Annotated in this window: 19 protein-coding genes; 9 read left to right on the top strand and 10 right to left on the bottom strand. The window is 38.7% G+C overall.

The window, feature by feature from the left end; all coding sequences use genetic code 11:
• Positions 1-26: 26 nt before the first annotated feature.
• Complete coding sequence (locus tag A5875_RS09160; protein WP_088933310.1) at positions 27-617, bottom strand: TetR/AcrR family transcriptional regulator; 591 nt, start codon at positions 615-617, stop codon at positions 27-29.
• Positions 618-731: 114 nt separating this feature from the next.
• Here A5875_RS09160 and A5875_RS09155 point away from each other — a divergent pair, with 114 nt between their 5' ends.
• The 4 genes from A5875_RS09155 (at position 732) to A5875_RS09140 (ending at position 4,545) form a co-directional block, all read left to right on the top strand.
• Entirely contained in the window at positions 732-1,802 is a 1,071-nt protein-coding gene (locus tag A5875_RS09155; RefSeq protein ID WP_088933309.1) for an ABC transporter permease, read from the top strand.
• Between the two features lies 1 nt (position 1,803).
• Positions 1,804-2,475 (top strand): ABC transporter ATP-binding protein, encoded by a 672-nt coding sequence (locus A5875_RS09150; RefSeq protein ID WP_088933308.1) that lies wholly within the window; start codon positions 1,804-1,806, stop codon positions 2,473-2,475.
• Between the two features lie 94 nt (positions 2,476-2,569).
• Positions 2,570-3,574, top strand: a complete 1,005-nt coding sequence (locus tag A5875_RS09145; RefSeq protein WP_088933307.1) for a nucleoid-associated protein — start codon at positions 2,570-2,572, stop codon at positions 3,572-3,574.
• A 20-nt stretch (positions 3,575-3,594) separates the two neighbouring features.
• On the top strand, positions 3,595-4,545 hold the full coding sequence (locus A5875_RS09140; RefSeq protein WP_088933306.1) for a P1 family peptidase: 951 nt from the start codon (positions 3,595-3,597) through the stop codon (positions 4,543-4,545).
• 326 nt (positions 4,546-4,871) lie between these two features.
• On the opposite strand, the gene A5875_RS09135 is transcribed toward A5875_RS09140, so the two are convergent.
• The 5 genes from A5875_RS09135 to A5875_RS09115 form a co-directional block, all read right to left on the bottom strand.
• Entirely contained in the window at positions 4,872-5,408 is a 537-nt protein-coding gene (locus A5875_RS09135; RefSeq protein ID WP_088933305.1) for an Asp23/Gls24 family envelope stress response protein, read from the bottom strand.
• Positions 5,409-5,484: 76 nt separating this feature from the next.
• Positions 5,485-5,673 carry a DUF2273 domain-containing protein gene (locus A5875_RS09130; RefSeq protein ID WP_088933304.1) on the bottom strand — a complete coding sequence of 63 codons (189 nt, stop codon included), beginning with the start codon at positions 5,671-5,673 and terminating at the stop codon, positions 5,485-5,487.
• A gap of 11 nt (positions 5,674-5,684) precedes the next feature.
• Entirely contained in the window at positions 5,685-6,260 is a 576-nt protein-coding gene (gene amaP / locus A5875_RS09125; protein WP_088933303.1) for an alkaline shock response membrane anchor protein AmaP, read from the bottom strand.
• A 266-nt stretch (positions 6,261-6,526) separates the two neighbouring features.
• The gene (locus A5875_RS09120) at positions 6,527-8,269 is read right to left on the bottom strand and encodes an ABC1 kinase family protein (protein WP_088933302.1); all 1,743 of its coding nucleotides are present in this window, start codon (positions 8,267-8,269) and stop codon (positions 6,527-6,529) included.
• A gap of 113 nt (positions 8,270-8,382) precedes the next feature.
• A complete protein-coding gene (locus A5875_RS09115) occupies positions 8,383-8,844 on the bottom strand; it encodes a DUF441 domain-containing protein (RefSeq protein WP_088933301.1) in 462 nt (153 codons plus the stop codon).
• 127 nt (positions 8,845-8,971) lie between these two features.
• Between A5875_RS09115 and A5875_RS09110 the strand changes: the two genes are divergently transcribed.
• From A5875_RS09110 to A5875_RS09100, 3 genes are all read left to right on the top strand, one after another.
• On the top strand, positions 8,972-9,922 hold the full coding sequence (locus A5875_RS09110; protein ID WP_088933300.1) for an aromatic acid exporter family protein: 951 nt from the start codon (positions 8,972-8,974) through the stop codon (positions 9,920-9,922).
• Between the two features lie 86 nt (positions 9,923-10,008).
• Complete coding sequence (locus tag A5875_RS09105; RefSeq protein ID WP_088933299.1) at positions 10,009-10,824, top strand: DUF4097 family beta strand repeat-containing protein; 816 nt, start codon at positions 10,009-10,011, stop codon at positions 10,822-10,824.
• A gap of 28 nt (positions 10,825-10,852) precedes the next feature.
• Positions 10,853-11,368: a VanZ family protein gene (locus A5875_RS09100; RefSeq protein WP_088933298.1), complete on the top strand. Its 516-nt coding sequence runs from the start codon at positions 10,853-10,855 to the stop codon at positions 11,366-11,368.
• Between the two features lie 38 nt (positions 11,369-11,406).
• Here A5875_RS09100 and A5875_RS09095 read toward each other — a convergent pair whose 3' ends face one another.
• Positions 11,407-12,096 carry a YoaK family protein gene (locus tag A5875_RS09095; RefSeq protein ID WP_088933297.1) on the bottom strand — a complete coding sequence of 230 codons (690 nt, stop codon included), beginning with the start codon at positions 12,094-12,096 and terminating at the stop codon, positions 11,407-11,409.
• A gap of 459 nt (positions 12,097-12,555) precedes the next feature.
• On the opposite strand from A5875_RS09095, the gene A5875_RS09090 reads away from it, so the two are divergent.
• Positions 12,556-13,311, top strand: coding sequence for an AzlC family ABC transporter permease (locus tag A5875_RS09090; protein ID WP_088933296.1), 756 nt, complete (start codon positions 12,556-12,558; stop codon positions 13,309-13,311).
• On the top strand, positions 13,304-13,621 hold the full coding sequence (locus A5875_RS09085) for an AzlD domain-containing protein (protein WP_088933295.1): 318 nt from the start codon (positions 13,304-13,306) through the stop codon (positions 13,619-13,621). Before A5875_RS09090 ends, A5875_RS09085 begins: the two co-directional genes overlap by 8 nt.
• Positions 13,622-13,925: 304 nt before the next feature.
• Here A5875_RS09085 and A5875_RS09080 read toward each other — a convergent pair whose 3' ends face one another.
• The 3 genes from A5875_RS09080 to A5875_RS09070 all read right to left on the bottom strand — a co-directional run bounded on the left by A5875_RS09080 (position 13,926) and on the right by A5875_RS09070 (position 16,038).
• A complete protein-coding gene (locus tag A5875_RS09080) occupies positions 13,926-14,231 on the bottom strand; it encodes a hypothetical protein (protein WP_088933294.1) in 306 nt (101 codons plus the stop codon).
• A gap of 86 nt (positions 14,232-14,317) precedes the next feature.
• Positions 14,318-15,367: a sensor histidine kinase gene (locus A5875_RS09075; protein ID WP_088933293.1), complete on the bottom strand. Its 1,050-nt coding sequence runs from the start codon at positions 15,365-15,367 to the stop codon at positions 14,318-14,320.
• Positions 15,364-16,038, bottom strand: a complete 675-nt coding sequence (locus A5875_RS09070; protein ID WP_088933292.1) for a response regulator transcription factor — start codon at positions 16,036-16,038, stop codon at positions 15,364-15,366. Before A5875_RS09070 ends, A5875_RS09075 begins: the two co-directional genes overlap by 4 nt.
• Between the last annotated feature and the right edge of the window lie 69 nt (positions 16,039-16,107).

Raw genomic sequence — 16,107 nt, 5'->3', positions numbered from 1 at the left:
ATTAAGAAAAAACGCTGAAGTTCGCTTCAGCGTTTTTTGATGCCTTCAAGCATCCAATGAGTTTTAAAACGGAAATCAGTTAATAGTTCTTTTTCCCCCCAATGATTCGCTAACATGTCAGTTAGTGAATCAATCACCAATTTCATTGAGAAGTACAAGAAACTAATTTGTTCCTCGTTAGTAGACATGACGAAATTATTCTTTTCTAAGAGCTCTTTCCAAGCTGCTACACCATGGTCTGCTTTCGGCCGATAAGAAAATAAATAGCTGTTTTGTGCTAAGAGAACCAACTGTCGATATCGTGTGGATTGCTGATCTAAATCAACATACAGCAACAGAAAAGCTTCGATTCCCTGAAAGAAGTCCCCTTCTTGTCGAGTCATGTAATCAATGATCTCACCATGAATTTGGCCAGCATAATAATGAATTAAATAATCATAAGCATCATTCAAGTTCTCAAAGTATTTATAGAAAATTCCTCGCGACATTTGCAATGCGGCTACAATTTCGCTGACTTTTACCTGACTGACGGGTTTCTCATAAAAAATCGTCAAGAGAATATCACGAATCTCTGCTTGTCGTGTTTCTGGTAAGTTTAGAAAAGTTTTCTTCGGCATGGGATACCTCCTAATAAATAGTCAGTAGTTTTTCTTCTATAGTATAGCATATGAGCAAAATCGGTGACATTTTGTCACTGGAAGAGTATTCTGTCTTCAGAAAGGGTGAGAGAAATGTTTTTAGCTTGGAAAGAAATTCGCTATGCGAAGTTGAGATACGGATTAATCGTGGGGATTATGGTTCTTGTCGCTTATGTAGTTTTTATGTTGTCAGGATTAGCCAATGGATTGGCAGACGGCAATCGAACGGCGATTGATGATTGGCAGGCTTCAGCCATTATTTTGTCAGAGGACAGCAATAAAATTGCTAATGCGTCACAATTGCATAAAAGTGATATGGATCGTGTGACTGCTAAAGAGAAGGCGGGAGTTGGTATTTATTCTACTGCTGTAGAAAAAAAGAATGGCGGGGAGAAGACCAATGTTTCGATCTTCGGTACTGCCAATGATTCATTTGTCGTACCTAAAGTAATTAAAGGTCGCTTGTATAAAACTAATGACGAGGCGATCGTATCGGAAAATCTATTATCAGAAGGCTACAAGTTAAATCAGAGTATAAAAGTAAATGATCTGAAATTAAAGATTGTCGGTGTTACGAAAGAAACGACTTACACTCTTGCGCCTGTCATCTATTTAAATCCATCAATATTCAAAACCTTGAAGTATGGCTCTCAGCCCACAGAGAGCGATCCAATCAATTTGATTGCTACAAAAGGAAAAACTTCTATCAGCAATCAAAAGGATCAAACAAAATTAGAAAAAATGACACCGGAGATTTTTATCGAAAATATTCCTGGTTATACGCCAGAAAAATTAACGCTGAATACAATGATTTATTTCTTATTCGTTGTTGTCGCTGCGATCATCGGAATCTTTATGTATGTGATCACACTACAAAAAACATCGATCTTCGGAGTGATGAAGGCCCAAGGAGTGTCTACTGGTTATTTAGCTCGTTCCATTTTAGCACAAACCTTTTTAGTCGGAATTATTGGAGTTGCGGTTGCCATCGTTTTAAGTGTTCTAACAAGTTTAGTGTTACCTAGCGCAATGCCGTTTGCAGTTCATCGATCCGATTGGGGCGTATATAGTGTAATTTTAGTATTGGTTGCAATGATCGGCGGTTTGTTCTCAATGCGTACAGTAACCAAAGTTGATCCGGTAACAGCGATTGGGGGAGAATAAAATGAGTAATGTTTTAATGATGGAAAAAGTCGTAAAAAAATTTGGTCAAGGTCATACAGAAGTTACGGCATTAAAAAAAATTGATTTTACTGTTGCTCAAGGCGAATTTGTCAGTGTAATTGGACCATCTGGTTCCGGCAAGAGTACCTTCTTGACGATTGCTGGTGGATTGCAGACACCCACGAAAGGAAAGATTATTATCAATGGGTCAGATTTTGGTCAGATGAACGAGAAAGAACGATCTAAAGCTAGGTTCAAGGAAATTGGATTTATTCTACAAAGCTCAAATTTAGTACCATTTTTAAAAGTTCAGGAACAATTTCAACTAGTGGAAAAAATCGAAAAAGAAAAAAATGCTCAAAAAATCGAGGAGCTGCTAAAATCTTTGGATATTTGGGAATTACGTAATCAGTATCCAAAAGCTTTATCTGGCGGCGAACGTCAGCGAGTCGCAATCGCTCGGTCATTATTTAATGACCCACAATTAATTTTAGCTGATGAACCCACTGCCAGCCTTGACTCTGATCATGCGTATGATGTGGTAAAACTCCTAGCTAAAGAAGCGCATGAGCGCAACAAAGCAATCGTGATGGTCACACATGATGAACGGATGACACAATGGAGTGATAAAGTTTATCAAATGAAAGACGGCGAACTTTTGATAAAAGAATAGTTGCTATTTTCCCTGTTTCCTGTGTATGATAATCAAGTTGTTACATTAGTATTCCAGCGAATTAGGAAATCACTTTTTAGAAAGCAGGGAATTTATGGATATTTATTTAAAGAAAGCCGCATTGCATATCGTTGATCGTGAATCAGGCGATCCGATTTATAGTCAGAGTGAATTGGATTTGACGAAAGAATATATTCGCGAGTATTTAACGAAAAAAATTCAAAAATTATCTTCAGCTCAAACCAAGACGGGGACGCTGACGGAGGATTCAACCTTTGCATTATTAAGCCAACAGGCAGAGCATGATTTTTTAGCAGCCAGTGAAAAAATCGTGACTCGCTGGTACGAAGCCTACAAAGAGAGTGAAGAAGCACCTAGCGCGGATGTTTTTGTAGCTTTATATGAAGAGGACACACAGCTGTATGTGGCCTTTTTAAAAGTGAATTATCACGAAGGCTATACTCATATCGTTGATTCAGATGAAGCTGGTTTGAAAAATGAACTGATCATACATCGGGCCTTACTTTCAAGCAAGTCGCAAAAAGCCGATGAGGGCATCGTTGTTAATTTAGGAAATTTGAGCTATGAAATGATTGAGAAGAAGTACCCGTTTTCTGGCGAGAAACGCCTGTATTTTTCAACGCAGGTGATTGAAAGCCGACCAGCACCGTCATTAGAAGAAAATGTCCGTGTCATCAAAAAGGTGGCGGAAAAAATCGGTGCTAAGTTTGAAAATCCCAAACATGATGTGATTGCGGATGTGAAGGAAGCTGTTTATGATGTAGTGGAAGAAAGCGGGCAGATCGACGCAAAAGTCGTTGCACAAAAAGTCTTCAAAGATAATGTATCGGCTCAAATGGCGTTTCAAGAAGAAGTCGTCGAAAAGGGTTATGTGGATCAAGCGCCTCTATTAAGAGAAGTTCGTGAGATCACAGAAAAGAAATACGGCAAACAAAAATTAAAGCTGTCGAATGGGATTGAATTGATCGTGCCATTAGATGTTTATCGCAACCCTGAATTAATTGAATTTACCAACAATCCTGATGGAACGATTTCTGTAACGATCAAGAATGTCGATGAAGTAATTAATCGTCTTTAGAAAATGAGCGGAGGGACACGATGGAAGAATATCAAGAATTTTTTCGTATTGGTCAGTATACTGATGCTGAAGCGATGACCGGCTGTACTGTGATTCTTTGTGAGGACGGTGTAACCGGCGGTGTTTCAGTTCGCGGCGGGTCACCGAATACTCGAGATACCGACGCATTAAAGTCTGAAAATAATCGCAAGTTTGTCCATGGAGTGACTCTATCTGGCGGCAGCGCCTTTGGCTTGGCTGCGAATGCAGGTGTCGTAGATTTTTTAGAGGAGAATAAAATTGGCCGCGACATGGGGATCACCTTTGTACCGAATGTGGTAGGGGCAAGTCTTTTTGATTTACGGATCGGCCGCTCAGATGTCCGGCCGAATTATCAGGCTGGTCGAAAAGCCTGTGAAGCAGCTTTTGATAAACAGCTTTTCCAAGCGGGAAATTATGGCGCTGGAACTGGCTGCAGTGTCGGGACGATCAATGGTGCTAAAAACGCAATGAAAGGCGGCATTGGCCTTCACACGATGCGCCACGGGAATTTATGGGTAACAGCAGTAATTGCGGTCAACGCTGTAGGAGACGTCTTCGATGAAGAGCTAGGAAGAATCATCGCTGGTGCTCGTAAAGCAGGTGAAACGAAAATTGGTTTTTCAGAAGAACTTTTTCTTGAGTATTATCAAAATGAGGAAGCGCTATTTGATGGGAATACAGTGATTGGTTGTGTAATGACGAATGCAACGTTTCCAAAAGCTAAAATGAACAAGTTAGCAGATATCAGTCATAATGGGATTGCGCGAGCGATTCGTCCATCTCATACAACTTATGATGGGGACACCTTGTTTGTTTTAGGGGCGAATCAAATCGAAGCAAGCTTTGAAGCTGTCTCGATTTTAGCCGTGGATGCCGTTCGGCAAGCTATTGTAAAAGGAACAAAAGCAGCAGAAACATATCAGGATTATTTAGGTTATCAAGATATATAGCAAAAAAACAGCCAAGACGAGAGCGTCTTGGCTGTTCACTTAACTATACAGAAAGTATAAAATTTTCACATGAATAAATCGTTTTTTTAGCGGGTATATCCATGTCTGGCTTCACGAACTAGCTTTTCTACACAAGTTCCGCATACAGTTGCTGCTAAATTAGCATTAAGCAGAACTAGCATATCGGCAATAAGCAAAAATATTTCGAAATTTGAGAAGCAATTTAGAAATATTTTGGTCTTATTGCTCAAAAGCTGAGCGAGCTCGCGAAGCCTTTCTTATGAAAAGACTAGTCAAAGTTCGGCTAGTCAATGGGGAAGATTGGTTTATTGAACACGTGGTTCAGATTCTAAGTTATCACCGATTTTGTCAGCTTGATTGCTCATAGCGCTTTTCGCACGGTTTGTTTGCTTAGAAGCGAATTTTCCAGTAGTTTGAGCTGCACTGGTTACTTTGTCTTGAACCGTTTCGCTGTCTTCTTCGTATTCTTCGCGTGTTTTAATGTCAACTACATTCACGTTCACTTCAATAACATCTAAATGAGTCATTTTGTCGACTTGTTCAGAGATCAAATTTTTCATTTGATCATAAATATCATCAATATCTTTGCCGTATTCAACGACTACATCCATATCAACAGCCACTTGTTTTTTACCAACTTCTGTGCTGATTCCTGAAGTGACATCGTCGCTGTTCACTAATTTTTCTTTGATGTTAGAGAAGAAACCGCCATCTACTGTTAGTAATCCATCGACGTTTTCTAAAGCAATCCCGATGATTTTTTGAATGACTTTGTCTTCATACGTTAATTCGCCTTTTACATCTTTTTTTGGTTCTGTTGGTTTGATTGTTGTGTTTTCCATGATTATTTTCCTCCTGAGTGTATTAATGTATTAACCGTTCCATAAAGGAAAGGTTATTTCAAAGCTGATTGAATGACTATTTTTTTAAATAGTCGTCTAAAATATGATTGTTTTTTAGATAGATACCGAGAACTACTCCGATAACTGTAATCAAGATCAGTAAGATCGTTTTAAAAAAGCCGATGGTAAAGAATAGCACAGCTAGGATAAAACCGAGGATACCGAAGATTACAGGCAGCTTGTCTCGTGTTAAAAATTCTTGCATCGCTGTTCCTCCTATTCTACTCGCGGCCGTGTACGTGTGACTGTTGTTTCTGTTGGTGCTGGTTCAAGTGCTTGAAGTTTTACTTTAATAGAAACTTTTTCTTCTGGACCTAATAATTCCCAAATTTTTGTTTCTACATTTTTAGCCCAGCGATCAGTTTGACCGACTAAACCAGATGTTTTCTTTAATTGTCCTCGAACATTTACTTTAATTTTGTTTTTTGTCGCCGCTACATTAACTTTAGGGTCATTCATAAAGTCTTCCTGTTTGATACTTGTCCGAACATACCCTTCAATCGCTCGCTTGTCCAAAGCTAATTTACCGCGTTCTTCGTGTAAGACGAACTTGGTCACTCTCTTTGGATAAAATAGGATTACGAAGATCCCGATTACCGTTATGATCGCTAAAGCTACTGCTACCCAGAATAAATATATCTGAGCATAATTATTCGTTAGAACGAATTGCTGCAATGAGCTTAAGTCCAACGGATTTGAAGCGATAAAGTAATAGATTGCTGCGACGGATAGAAAAATTGAAAGTAAAACCAAGGAAAGAATAATTAAGATGGTTTTAAGAAACTTGTTCATATCGCACCTCCTCACTTCAATATTTTTAACTTGTTTACAGTAAAATAATAAAATGTTATCCCTTTAATGTAAAAAATCCTGCTTGTTATTTAGGTAAAAAAACTTTTTTTATATAGCTTAATGCAGAAGGAACCAATGAATAATAATATTTTCAGCGATTTTTCGTTTTTTTTACTATTGAAGAAAAAAAAGAGCGAGCAAGATTTTTGTATAAAAAAAAGAAGTGTGCTATTTAATATGCACACTTCCTGCTATGATTAGAGCGTTTAACGATTTTTCCATTTGCGATAACGGCGATAGAGACTTTCAACGACTAAAAAGAGGATCGAAAGGGCAGCAACGGAGTAACCAAAGATTCCCAAATTAGAAATAAAGGTGTCGCCTCCAGATGAGGTTTGGACCAATATCGACGAGCCGATGACTAAAGCGGAAAGAATCAAACCGATCACTAGACGATTGACCATTGCTTCTGCTCGTTCCAATAAGTTTCGCTGGTTCTTCAATTCTAGATTCAACTTGCCTTTGCCTTTTCCGAAGGTGTCTAAAGCGTTCAAGGCATGGCTGGGAATTTTGGGCAGTGCTTTTAATGTAGACAAGTAGTCCAAACCAGTTTCTTGCAGCTCATCTTTCAGATTCAATTGTTGAAGAAAATATTTTTGTGCAAATGGGGCAACCACTTCGAATAAGGATAGATCAGGATTAAGATCCTCGATCACACCTTCCAACGTACCAAAGGCTTTGATCAGCATGGTGACTGAATCATCAATCTGCAAATTATTTTCATGGCAGATCACCACGACCTGTGAAAAAACTTTTTGCAGGTCGATTTCTTTAACCGGCAAATTCAAATAGCGATTCAAAAAATCATCCAGTTCATAGGTGAATTTCTCCTCATCAAAGCTGCCGACCTGCTTACAAATCGCATGAACAGCATTGGTGATCCGCTGATTGTCTTTACTATAAATGGCGATGATCGTATTGCTCATCTTCACCTGCATCTCGCGGGTGATCGTACCCATCATTCCAAAATCAATAAAGTTTAAGCGGAAAGGTCGAAGCTCCTCATTTCTAGAAAAAGTAAATTCGTAAGGCAAACCGCCGATTTTTCCTTTATGATCCTTGGTTTTAAATTGGCGATCCTTTAAATTTTCTGCTTCACTCATCAGCTGCAATAAAATATTGCCAGGGTGCGGGTCCGCATGAAAGAACCCGTCCTCAAAGACTTCCTTCATGAAATGCTCGATTAATAATTCGCTGATCGTTTTTTTCAGTTCTTTATAAGTTGTTTCGCCTTGAACGACCTTATCATCGTCTGCGTTGATCAATTCTTTTAAGTTGGTTCCAGGCATTAATTCCATCACAATAACTTTTTTTGTGGAGTAGGCCGGCTCCATTCGAGGAGAACGAATTTCTTTCCAGCCGTTGTTCAAGCGGTAAAATTCCTCAGCCAAAACTAATTCTTTTTGAAAATCCAATTCATTTTGCAGGGATTCCCGAATTTCTTTTAAGATACTTTTGAGATCAATCACTTTGCTTTCGGGAACCCAGTTGGCAATCGGGATCGCTTTTTCAAACAACGATAGATCTAACTCAATTTCAGCGGCGATTCCTGGATGCTGGACTTTAACGACGACCTGCTGCTCATTTTTTAGGCGAGCGTGATGTGCTTGTGCAATTGAGGCTGAAGCGAAGGGCTGTTCATCAAAGCTTTCAAAGATTTCCGCTAAAGGAAGCTCCAATTCTTTTTCAACGAGAGTCTTAACAGATTCAAAGGAATCAGTTTTAACATCGTCTTGCAGCTTGCGTAATTCCTTCGTGAAGGCCAGTGTGAAAATATCGGTTCGAACCGACATCATTTGTCCGACTTTAATAAAGGTCGGACCTAATTCTTCAAAAGCCTTGCGGACATCTTCAGGATTTTTTTGCTGCGTAATATTTTTAACAACATTATAGTGGTTGACGATTTTAACGATTTGACGCAAGCGCGTGGTCTTGGATTGTTTGGCCATTCGGTGGCACCTCCTTATTTGGCGATCTTCTTATTTCTATCTTACAAGAGAATTTTACATGATACAAACAAACCCCAATTATTCTCAATAGAAAATAATTGGGGTTTATTCATTTAATGATTCGTCACAACTTGAATGACCTGCATGATGCAGTAGGTGATACCAGCGGCGATAACCGGTCCTGCGGCAACACCTTTCAAAAAAACAACACCCATAATCGTACCAAAAACTAAAGCCACGGTAACTTCGGGTGATTGATTAATCAGGCCGACGCCTTTTGAAGATAAGACGGCAACGAGCACACCGCAGATCGTCGCTACCCAACCTAGGGGAGATTTCAAGGTGTTCAATAAATCTTTCAAGACGATATCGCCGGTAGCGATCGGGACTAAGATTGTTGCTGAGATCAGGGTTACCCCCCAATTGATTCCTTGCTTATTTAATAGAGCTAAAAATTTATCTGAATGGGGAATTAATTTTAAAACCAAAACTGCGATCGTTGCGATCAGTAAGCTTTGGTTTTTTGCGATAAATGCAATCAATAAAATGACCCCTAGAAAAAGCCAGCTTTCCATAATTCCACTCCTTGTGTTTATTAATGTGCTTATTTTCGCATCGTACTTACTATACAAGATAATCCGTTAAGTTGCGACTTTTTTCCCGCGCGACTTTAGTGTAAGCTTTTAATGAAGGGAGATACAAATGAAAATAGGATTACGTACTATAAAGACCGCGGCGGCAGCACCGATTGCATTACTATTAGCCAGCGGCTTGAATCTTGAGTCAGCAGCATCAGCAGCCATCATAACGATCTTGACTGTAACAAACACCAAGCGTTCGACCGCAAAAACCGCTTTGAATCGGCTTTTTTCTTTGACACTTGCGACAGTCATTGCAGCGATTTGTTTTTTACTCTTGGGATTTCATCCATTGGTTTTTGGTTTGTATCTATTATTATTCATTCCATTATCGATTCGCTTTGACTTAGCGGAAGGGATCGCAGTCAGTTCAGTTTTGATCACGCATTATTTAGTAGCAGGGGAAATGCCGTTAAGCTTGATCATCAACGAATATTTACTGATGTTCATTGGAGTGGGCTGCGCATTGGCGGCTAATCTTTACATGCCGAATACCGAGAAAAAAATACAAGAAGATCAGGCTGTCGTCGAAGTCTCTATGAAAAAGATGCTGGGGCAGATGTCTGCTTATTTGAACCAGCCTGACAAAGAAGAACAATTGCGGCAAGAATGCTTTTCGTTGCGAGACTTTGTGCGGGAGGCGCAAGTTCGTGCGCGAGAATTTGAGGAGAATCGTTTCTTTTCCGGCAACAGTTATTACTTTGAATATTTTGCGATGCGTCGTCTACAATTGAAGGTTCTGTCTGACATGCTGCAAATATTGAACCGACTGGATGCTGAACCTGAGGATGTTCAGGAGCTGCGGGAGTTGTTTGACTTTACTGCGCAAACTCTGACTGAAGAAAATGACGGAGCAGCGATTTTAACTAAGATTGATGAGACGGATCAGCGCTATCAGCAAAAGAAATTACCAGAAAGTCGACAAGCTTTTGAAGAACGAGCGATGCTTTTCCAGCTTTTTCAGCTGTTTCAGGATTTTATTGAGATCAAGGCTGGATTTAATCGGAATAAATGATGAGAAAGAATCAGCCTTTTGTCCCATGTAAACGGTTGAAAATTTCTTTATGATAAAGATAAGAAAAGTAGATAAGGGGTATAAAAATGAAAAAAATAATTATTGGGTTGATTTTAGTTGGGGCGGCATTAGTAAGTATGAGCAGTATGATCTTTCATAGCCGCATGAGTAATGAGACATTTACTACGTCAAAGACAGTCAAAGAACTGATCGTGGATGATCGCAATATGCCGATCGATATCGTAGGTGTTTCTGGAAATAAGACACGAATCAATTACAAGAAAAGCCGAGACATCAAATACAATATTAAACAAACCAGTAATACGCTGAGCCTTGAGCGCAAAAGAAGTATCGGGTTTAATTTCAACTTCTTCAATTTTGGCAAGCGTGATCCCAAAGTAACCATCGAGATTCCCAAGTCTAAATTAAAGGATTTGCAGGTTGAAACCTCTAATGGCAAGCTCTCTACAGAGAATCTGACATTGGATAATCTTGATTTGGAAACAACCAACAGCAAGATGATCATTAATAATGTAGATGCACATTCAATCGATGCGGAAACCAGCAATGGAAAAGTTGAATTATCGAAAATGACCTTTGACGATGGATCTTTTGAAACAAGCAATAGTAAAATGGACTTGCAGAATCTGGAATTTTCAGAAGGAGAATTCCATACTTCAAATGGCAAGATCAACTTAATGAATTTGAAGCCAGCTAAATCTCTTTCGCTTGAAACCAGCAACTCGGAAGTACATGGCACGATCAAGGGCAAGGAAGAAGATTTTTCAACGGTGTCTAAAACGAGCAATGCTACAAGTAACTTGACCAATCATGAGGATGGCTCAAAAGAACTAGAAGTTATAACTAGTAATGGAGATATCGAGATTGCCTTTGTACGTTAGCCAACAAACCTATAGAGGAGGAAGCAGAATGGTTAGTAAACAACTTAGTAAAATACTACTTGTCATTTATTCTCTGCTGTTGATTTGGATTTTACTATTTAAGTTTCCGCTGTCTGTTTCTGACATAACTGCAAGTTTGAGTCATCCTATGAGATCCATCAATCTTGTACCATTTCAGGGTTCAATGATCGTGAATGGCAAGATCGCTTTGAATGAAATTTTATTAAACGCAGTTGTTTTTGTTCCAATGGGTGTTCTTTTGGGGATTTCAGCTAAAAGATTGCCATTCTTGAATAAATTGATGATTGTCTTTTTATTCTCGCTCTTCATTGAAGTCATGCAGTTCATCTTAGGCATTGGTGCGACCGATGTGACTGATCTGTTAATGAACTTTTCCGGTGGCTTCTTAGGGCTTGTACTTTATCAAGGACTGAAGCAGATTGTTCCAGAAGCCAAATTGGATAAACGGCTTATTGTGATTGGTACTGTAATGGGTTTCCTATGTTTAGGAATGGTACTGTTCATACTGCTTATAAATCGGTAAAAGTATATTAAAAACTCTTCAGCAAAAAAGCTGAAGAGTTATTTTTTTTGCAAAATATTTGTATTTCGTTGGAAACGCCAAACTAAGAAAGTTTCGGAAAGTGCTAAGTACAAGAACAATCCTGCAATGATCAAAACCGCGCTAGTGCCAAGCATGCGATAAGAAAAAACTGAGACGATCGCACCGGCAATGAAGGCCAAGACCACTAAAAGAAAATGAACGAAGCGTGTTTTAGCTGCTTGATCTTTTGTACTCAAATAGTCATAAAGATTTGTCGCTACCCCTTTAAGGTTTCCGGTCGTAAACAAATTCGTGTAAGTAAGCCCATTGATTTTATCAAAAGACACCCACTGAATAGCGGCGGTAAAAGCGATGATGATCGTAATTATCGCAGGGTGCGGCTGCAAAAAGCGCAGACTGATGATAAAGAAGATAAAGGCTTCAAAGTAAAGCAGGAACAAACGCCAAAAGTGCATTTCTTTCTTTTTAAAGTAATCAATCAAAAATTTGGCTAAAAGAATACCCATGAAAAAGAATAGGGTGGAGAGTAATTTTTTTCCAACCATGTTCCACTGCCGTTCGTAGGCTTGAATGATTGCTAAAATCAAATTTCCGGTCTGAGCAGAGGCAAAGGCTTCATAGCGAATATACGTATAGCTATCGATCATCCCGCCGATAAAAGTCAGTAACAACCCAACCGAACGATTCTCATGAAAACTATTTTCCATCTGTTATTCATCTCTTTTCGCTGACTATCTTATCACATTTTTTCAGAAAATTGTTATTCAGTTTCACGAATTCATTTTATATAGAAAAGAAACAGTAGCTGCAAAGCTTTTATTTGCAGGCTAGTTAACTCTCCGAAAAAGCCGTGATTTATTATACCTTTAAAAAGCAGAAACCGGTGAAAACGTACATGAAGTTTTCATAAGAAAATTTTAAAAGTTTCCTCTTTTTATGAATATAAAACAAATGATCAATCAATCTTTTTCACTATAATTCGGATTATTGCCAAGAGCGGTCTTTTATGCAGGAGAATATGGGAAGTGGTTACGTGTTTTTACGAATGATCGGTGATAAATTGTTGAGAAACCAAGAAGGTCGCACAGTGCTACTTTTTTCTAAAGAATGTGTTAGAATGAAAATGCTTTTTATCCTGTGAACGTGAAGGGAATTGAGAACACACCATGCCTGTAAAAAAAAGGACACCATGGTTAGAGGCATTATACGCGGCATTGCCGCTTTGTTTGAGTTACATTCCGGTTGGATTAGCCTGCGGCATGCTGCTGCAAAAAGCGGGATTTAACATTTTATTAACTGCCTTGCTTTCGATGCTTGTTTTCTCTGGAGGCGCCCAATTTTTAGTCGTCTCGATGATAAGTGTTCATGCATCATTTGTGTCCACAATCTTAATGGTTTTTTTCTTGGAGCTGCGTTATGCATTATTAGGCTCCAGTTTGTCACAATTTTTCAAAAAAGAGAAACGTTCATTTATTGCACTGTTTTCCCAGTCGATGAATGACGAAAATTATGCAGTCAATTATTTGAAATATTCCACTGATCCTGACTGGAACCGCAAAAAGGCCTTGTATGTTAATTGGTTTTCGATGGTTTCTTGGACAGGAAGTACGGTGCTGGGGACGATTTTCGGTTCTGTTATTCATGTGGATACTGAATTGGTTCATTTTGCCTTAACCGCGATGTTTATTTTTATGTTCATGATGCAGTTGAGCAATGGTCTTTTATTAGCCACCGGCTTATTATCTGGCGGATTGGCAGTGATTTTTATGCTGGTATTCAAAAATACTTTTGGATTGATTTTGGCGACACTGTTGGCTTCTTTTGCGGGATATTTGATTGAACGGATTCGCAAGACAGCCGATACTAAAAATGACGGGCCAGATCACTATGATCTTACCGGCGGGGAGGTCCATCATGAGTGATAACTCTTTGCTGCTGCTGATTCTTTGTCTGTTTGGAGCTTCATACTTGCCGCGTCTTTTTCCAATGTTGTATTTCTCACAACGACAGGTTCCTCAGTGGTTCAGTGATTGGATGAAATACGTGCCGATCTCATTATTTGCCGCTTTGGTATTCAAAGATGTGTTCATCAGCGAAAATCATTTTGATTTGATTGGAAATGTTCGGATCATTGCGATGTTTTTAGTTGCAGGGGTTGCGTACAAGACGCGTTCGATGGCGATCTCAGTTATCACCGGCTTGGCGGCGGTATTTTTATTATCATTGATTTAAAAAATCGAGATACTCTATTAGAGAGTACCTCGATTTTTTTAACTGGAAAATATAAAAATTTCATAAGTAAAAACATTGAATCTACAGCTTTAACGGTGTCCAGCTTCACGAACTAGCTTTATCGACAATAAGCGAAAATTTTGTTAAGTCTGAGAAACGACTTATCAAAATTTTAGTCTTATTGCTCAAAAGCTGAACGAGTTCGCGAAGCCTTTCTATTAGAGAGAGTTTGAGAGATGATAATTGTCTGGTTTCAGGGTTTAGTTTTAGCGGCAAAAGAAAAAACTAAACCCTGAAGCTTTTTTTAATTTTGGTATTCAGCAAGTGGTCGATAGGTTAGGATCTGCATTTTTCTGTAAAATTCAGCGGGAAGATTTTTCCATGATTGTAATAGATTATGGAAAAAGCCTCCGTCTGCATTGATGATGTATTCGTTTAGTAAAAGACCAAAGGATTTCTTTGGCTGTTCTTTGATTAATTGTTCATAGACTTCCGTCGCTTTTTCTTGGTCGTCAGCCACAAAAAGTGTGTTAACTTCAACATAAGCGCCTTCAATATTATGTGTCTCTTCGACAAAATAAACGGTTTTAGTGTATTTCTGTTTCTCCATATGAATCACCCTTTCTTTAGGTTATCCATAGCATACAAAACAAATATTAACTAATGATGAATTAAATCGCTTTTTGCGTCAATTAATTATGAATTTTTCAAGTTGTTTGGCAAAAAAATTTTAAAGTTGCTTCCTTCATTAAGAGAACTGTTGACTTTAATCGACCCATGGTGTAGCTCGACAATTTGTTTTGCTAAGGCTAGACCTAGCCCGTTGCCCTTGGTTTTGCGGCTCGTATCGCTTTGGTAAAATTTGTCAAAAATTCGTTCGGCCACTTCATTTGTCATACCGATACCTTCATCGCGAATGATGATGGTTTGTCCCTCTGCCTCATTCTTTAGGTGAACATAGATGCTGCCATTTTGTTTGCTGTATTTAATAGCGTTGTCCATCAAATTTGACCAGACTTGATAAAGAAATTCTTCGTTACCGTAATAATCGGTGTGAGGTAAATCTATATCCAGCGTTAAATCCAGCTGCTCCCATTTGGGTTGTAAAAATAAAATTACTTCACGAATTTGTTCGTCTAAACGAAAATGTTGGAAGTCTAAGCCTAATCCTTGATTATCGAGTTTACTGAGCTTCAAAATATTGTCAGTCAGGTGGGTTAACTGTTGAGTGCCATCTAACATGCGCTCCAGATAGTTCTGCCGATCTTCCTGAGACAATGCTTCATTTTGTAATAGCTGGACATATCCTTTGATGGTTGCGATGGGGGTTTTAAACTCATGAGAAATAGTAGAAACAAAATCATTTCGCAATGTCTCAATACTATTTAATTCTTTTACCATAACATTGAAATCATGATAAAGCTCTTCGACATCCTCCATTTGGTGCTGTTCGTCCAATTGAATCGAGAAATCTCCTTTAGACACTTTATTCATCGCCTGTCTGAGATTACCAATCGGCTGCAAAATACGTTGACCGACAAAAAATGAGAGTGCCGCACCGATCATTAAACTTAAAAAGATGATGAAATAGAAAGGAAAAAGGTGACCTTCCTTTTCGGGTGAAACTAATTGATAGTGATTAATTATGAAAAGCAGTCCGACGAAGACAGATAATACGACGACCATCAATAAAAATGTGATAACGGCGAAATAGACCCATAGTTGGGAAAATAGTTTTTTTCTCATGAGTGGATGACCGCCTTATACCCTAATCCGCGAATAGTCTCAATCGAAAAATCAGAGTTAGTTTCTAAACGTGTACGCAGTCGTTTGATATGAACATCAATTGTACGTTCATCCGTATCGGAATCGAGCCCCCAAATCTCATCCATTAATTGCTGGCGGGTGAAAATTTTATTGGGATAGGCGAGTAATTTATATAGAAGTAAAAATTCTTTTTGCGGCAATGTTTCGGTTAAGGACGGTGTTTTGATTTGATAAGTTTCCTGATTCAGCCGCGTATCACCAATGGCTAATTCTTTTGTGTGGACAATTTGGGCCCGTCGCAATAAGGCATCCACACGTAAAATCATTTCATTTACATCAATCGGCTTCACCATATAATCATCTACACCAATCGTAAATCCGCGTTTTTTATCTTCAAAAGAATCCTTCGCAGTAATAAATAGGATAGGAAGATCATAATCTGCCTCCCGCAAACTTTCGGCTAGTTCATAGCCGTCCATGTCCGGCATCATAATGTCGCTGATGATCAAATCAATAAATTGTTTATCTAAAATATCTAAGGCTTCTATACCGTTCATCGCACGAAATACTTCAAAGCGTTCATTTTTTAATGCGGATTGATAAAGTAGTGATAAATTTTCATCATCTTCCACGATAAGTATTCGATTCATTTGCGTTGCCCTCCCTTTTGCTTAATAATAGTAGCAAATCACTGTGAACCTATTATGAATTTTTGTTCA

This window comes from Enterococcus sp. 3H8_DIV0648 (assembly GCF_002140655.1).
GTDB classification, from domain to species: domain Bacteria; phylum Bacillota; class Bacilli; order Lactobacillales; family Enterococcaceae; genus Enterococcus_A; species Enterococcus_A hulanensis.
The sequence above is the reverse complement of the archived record's forward strand: the minus strand, read 5'-3'. Positions and strand labels throughout refer to the sequence as shown.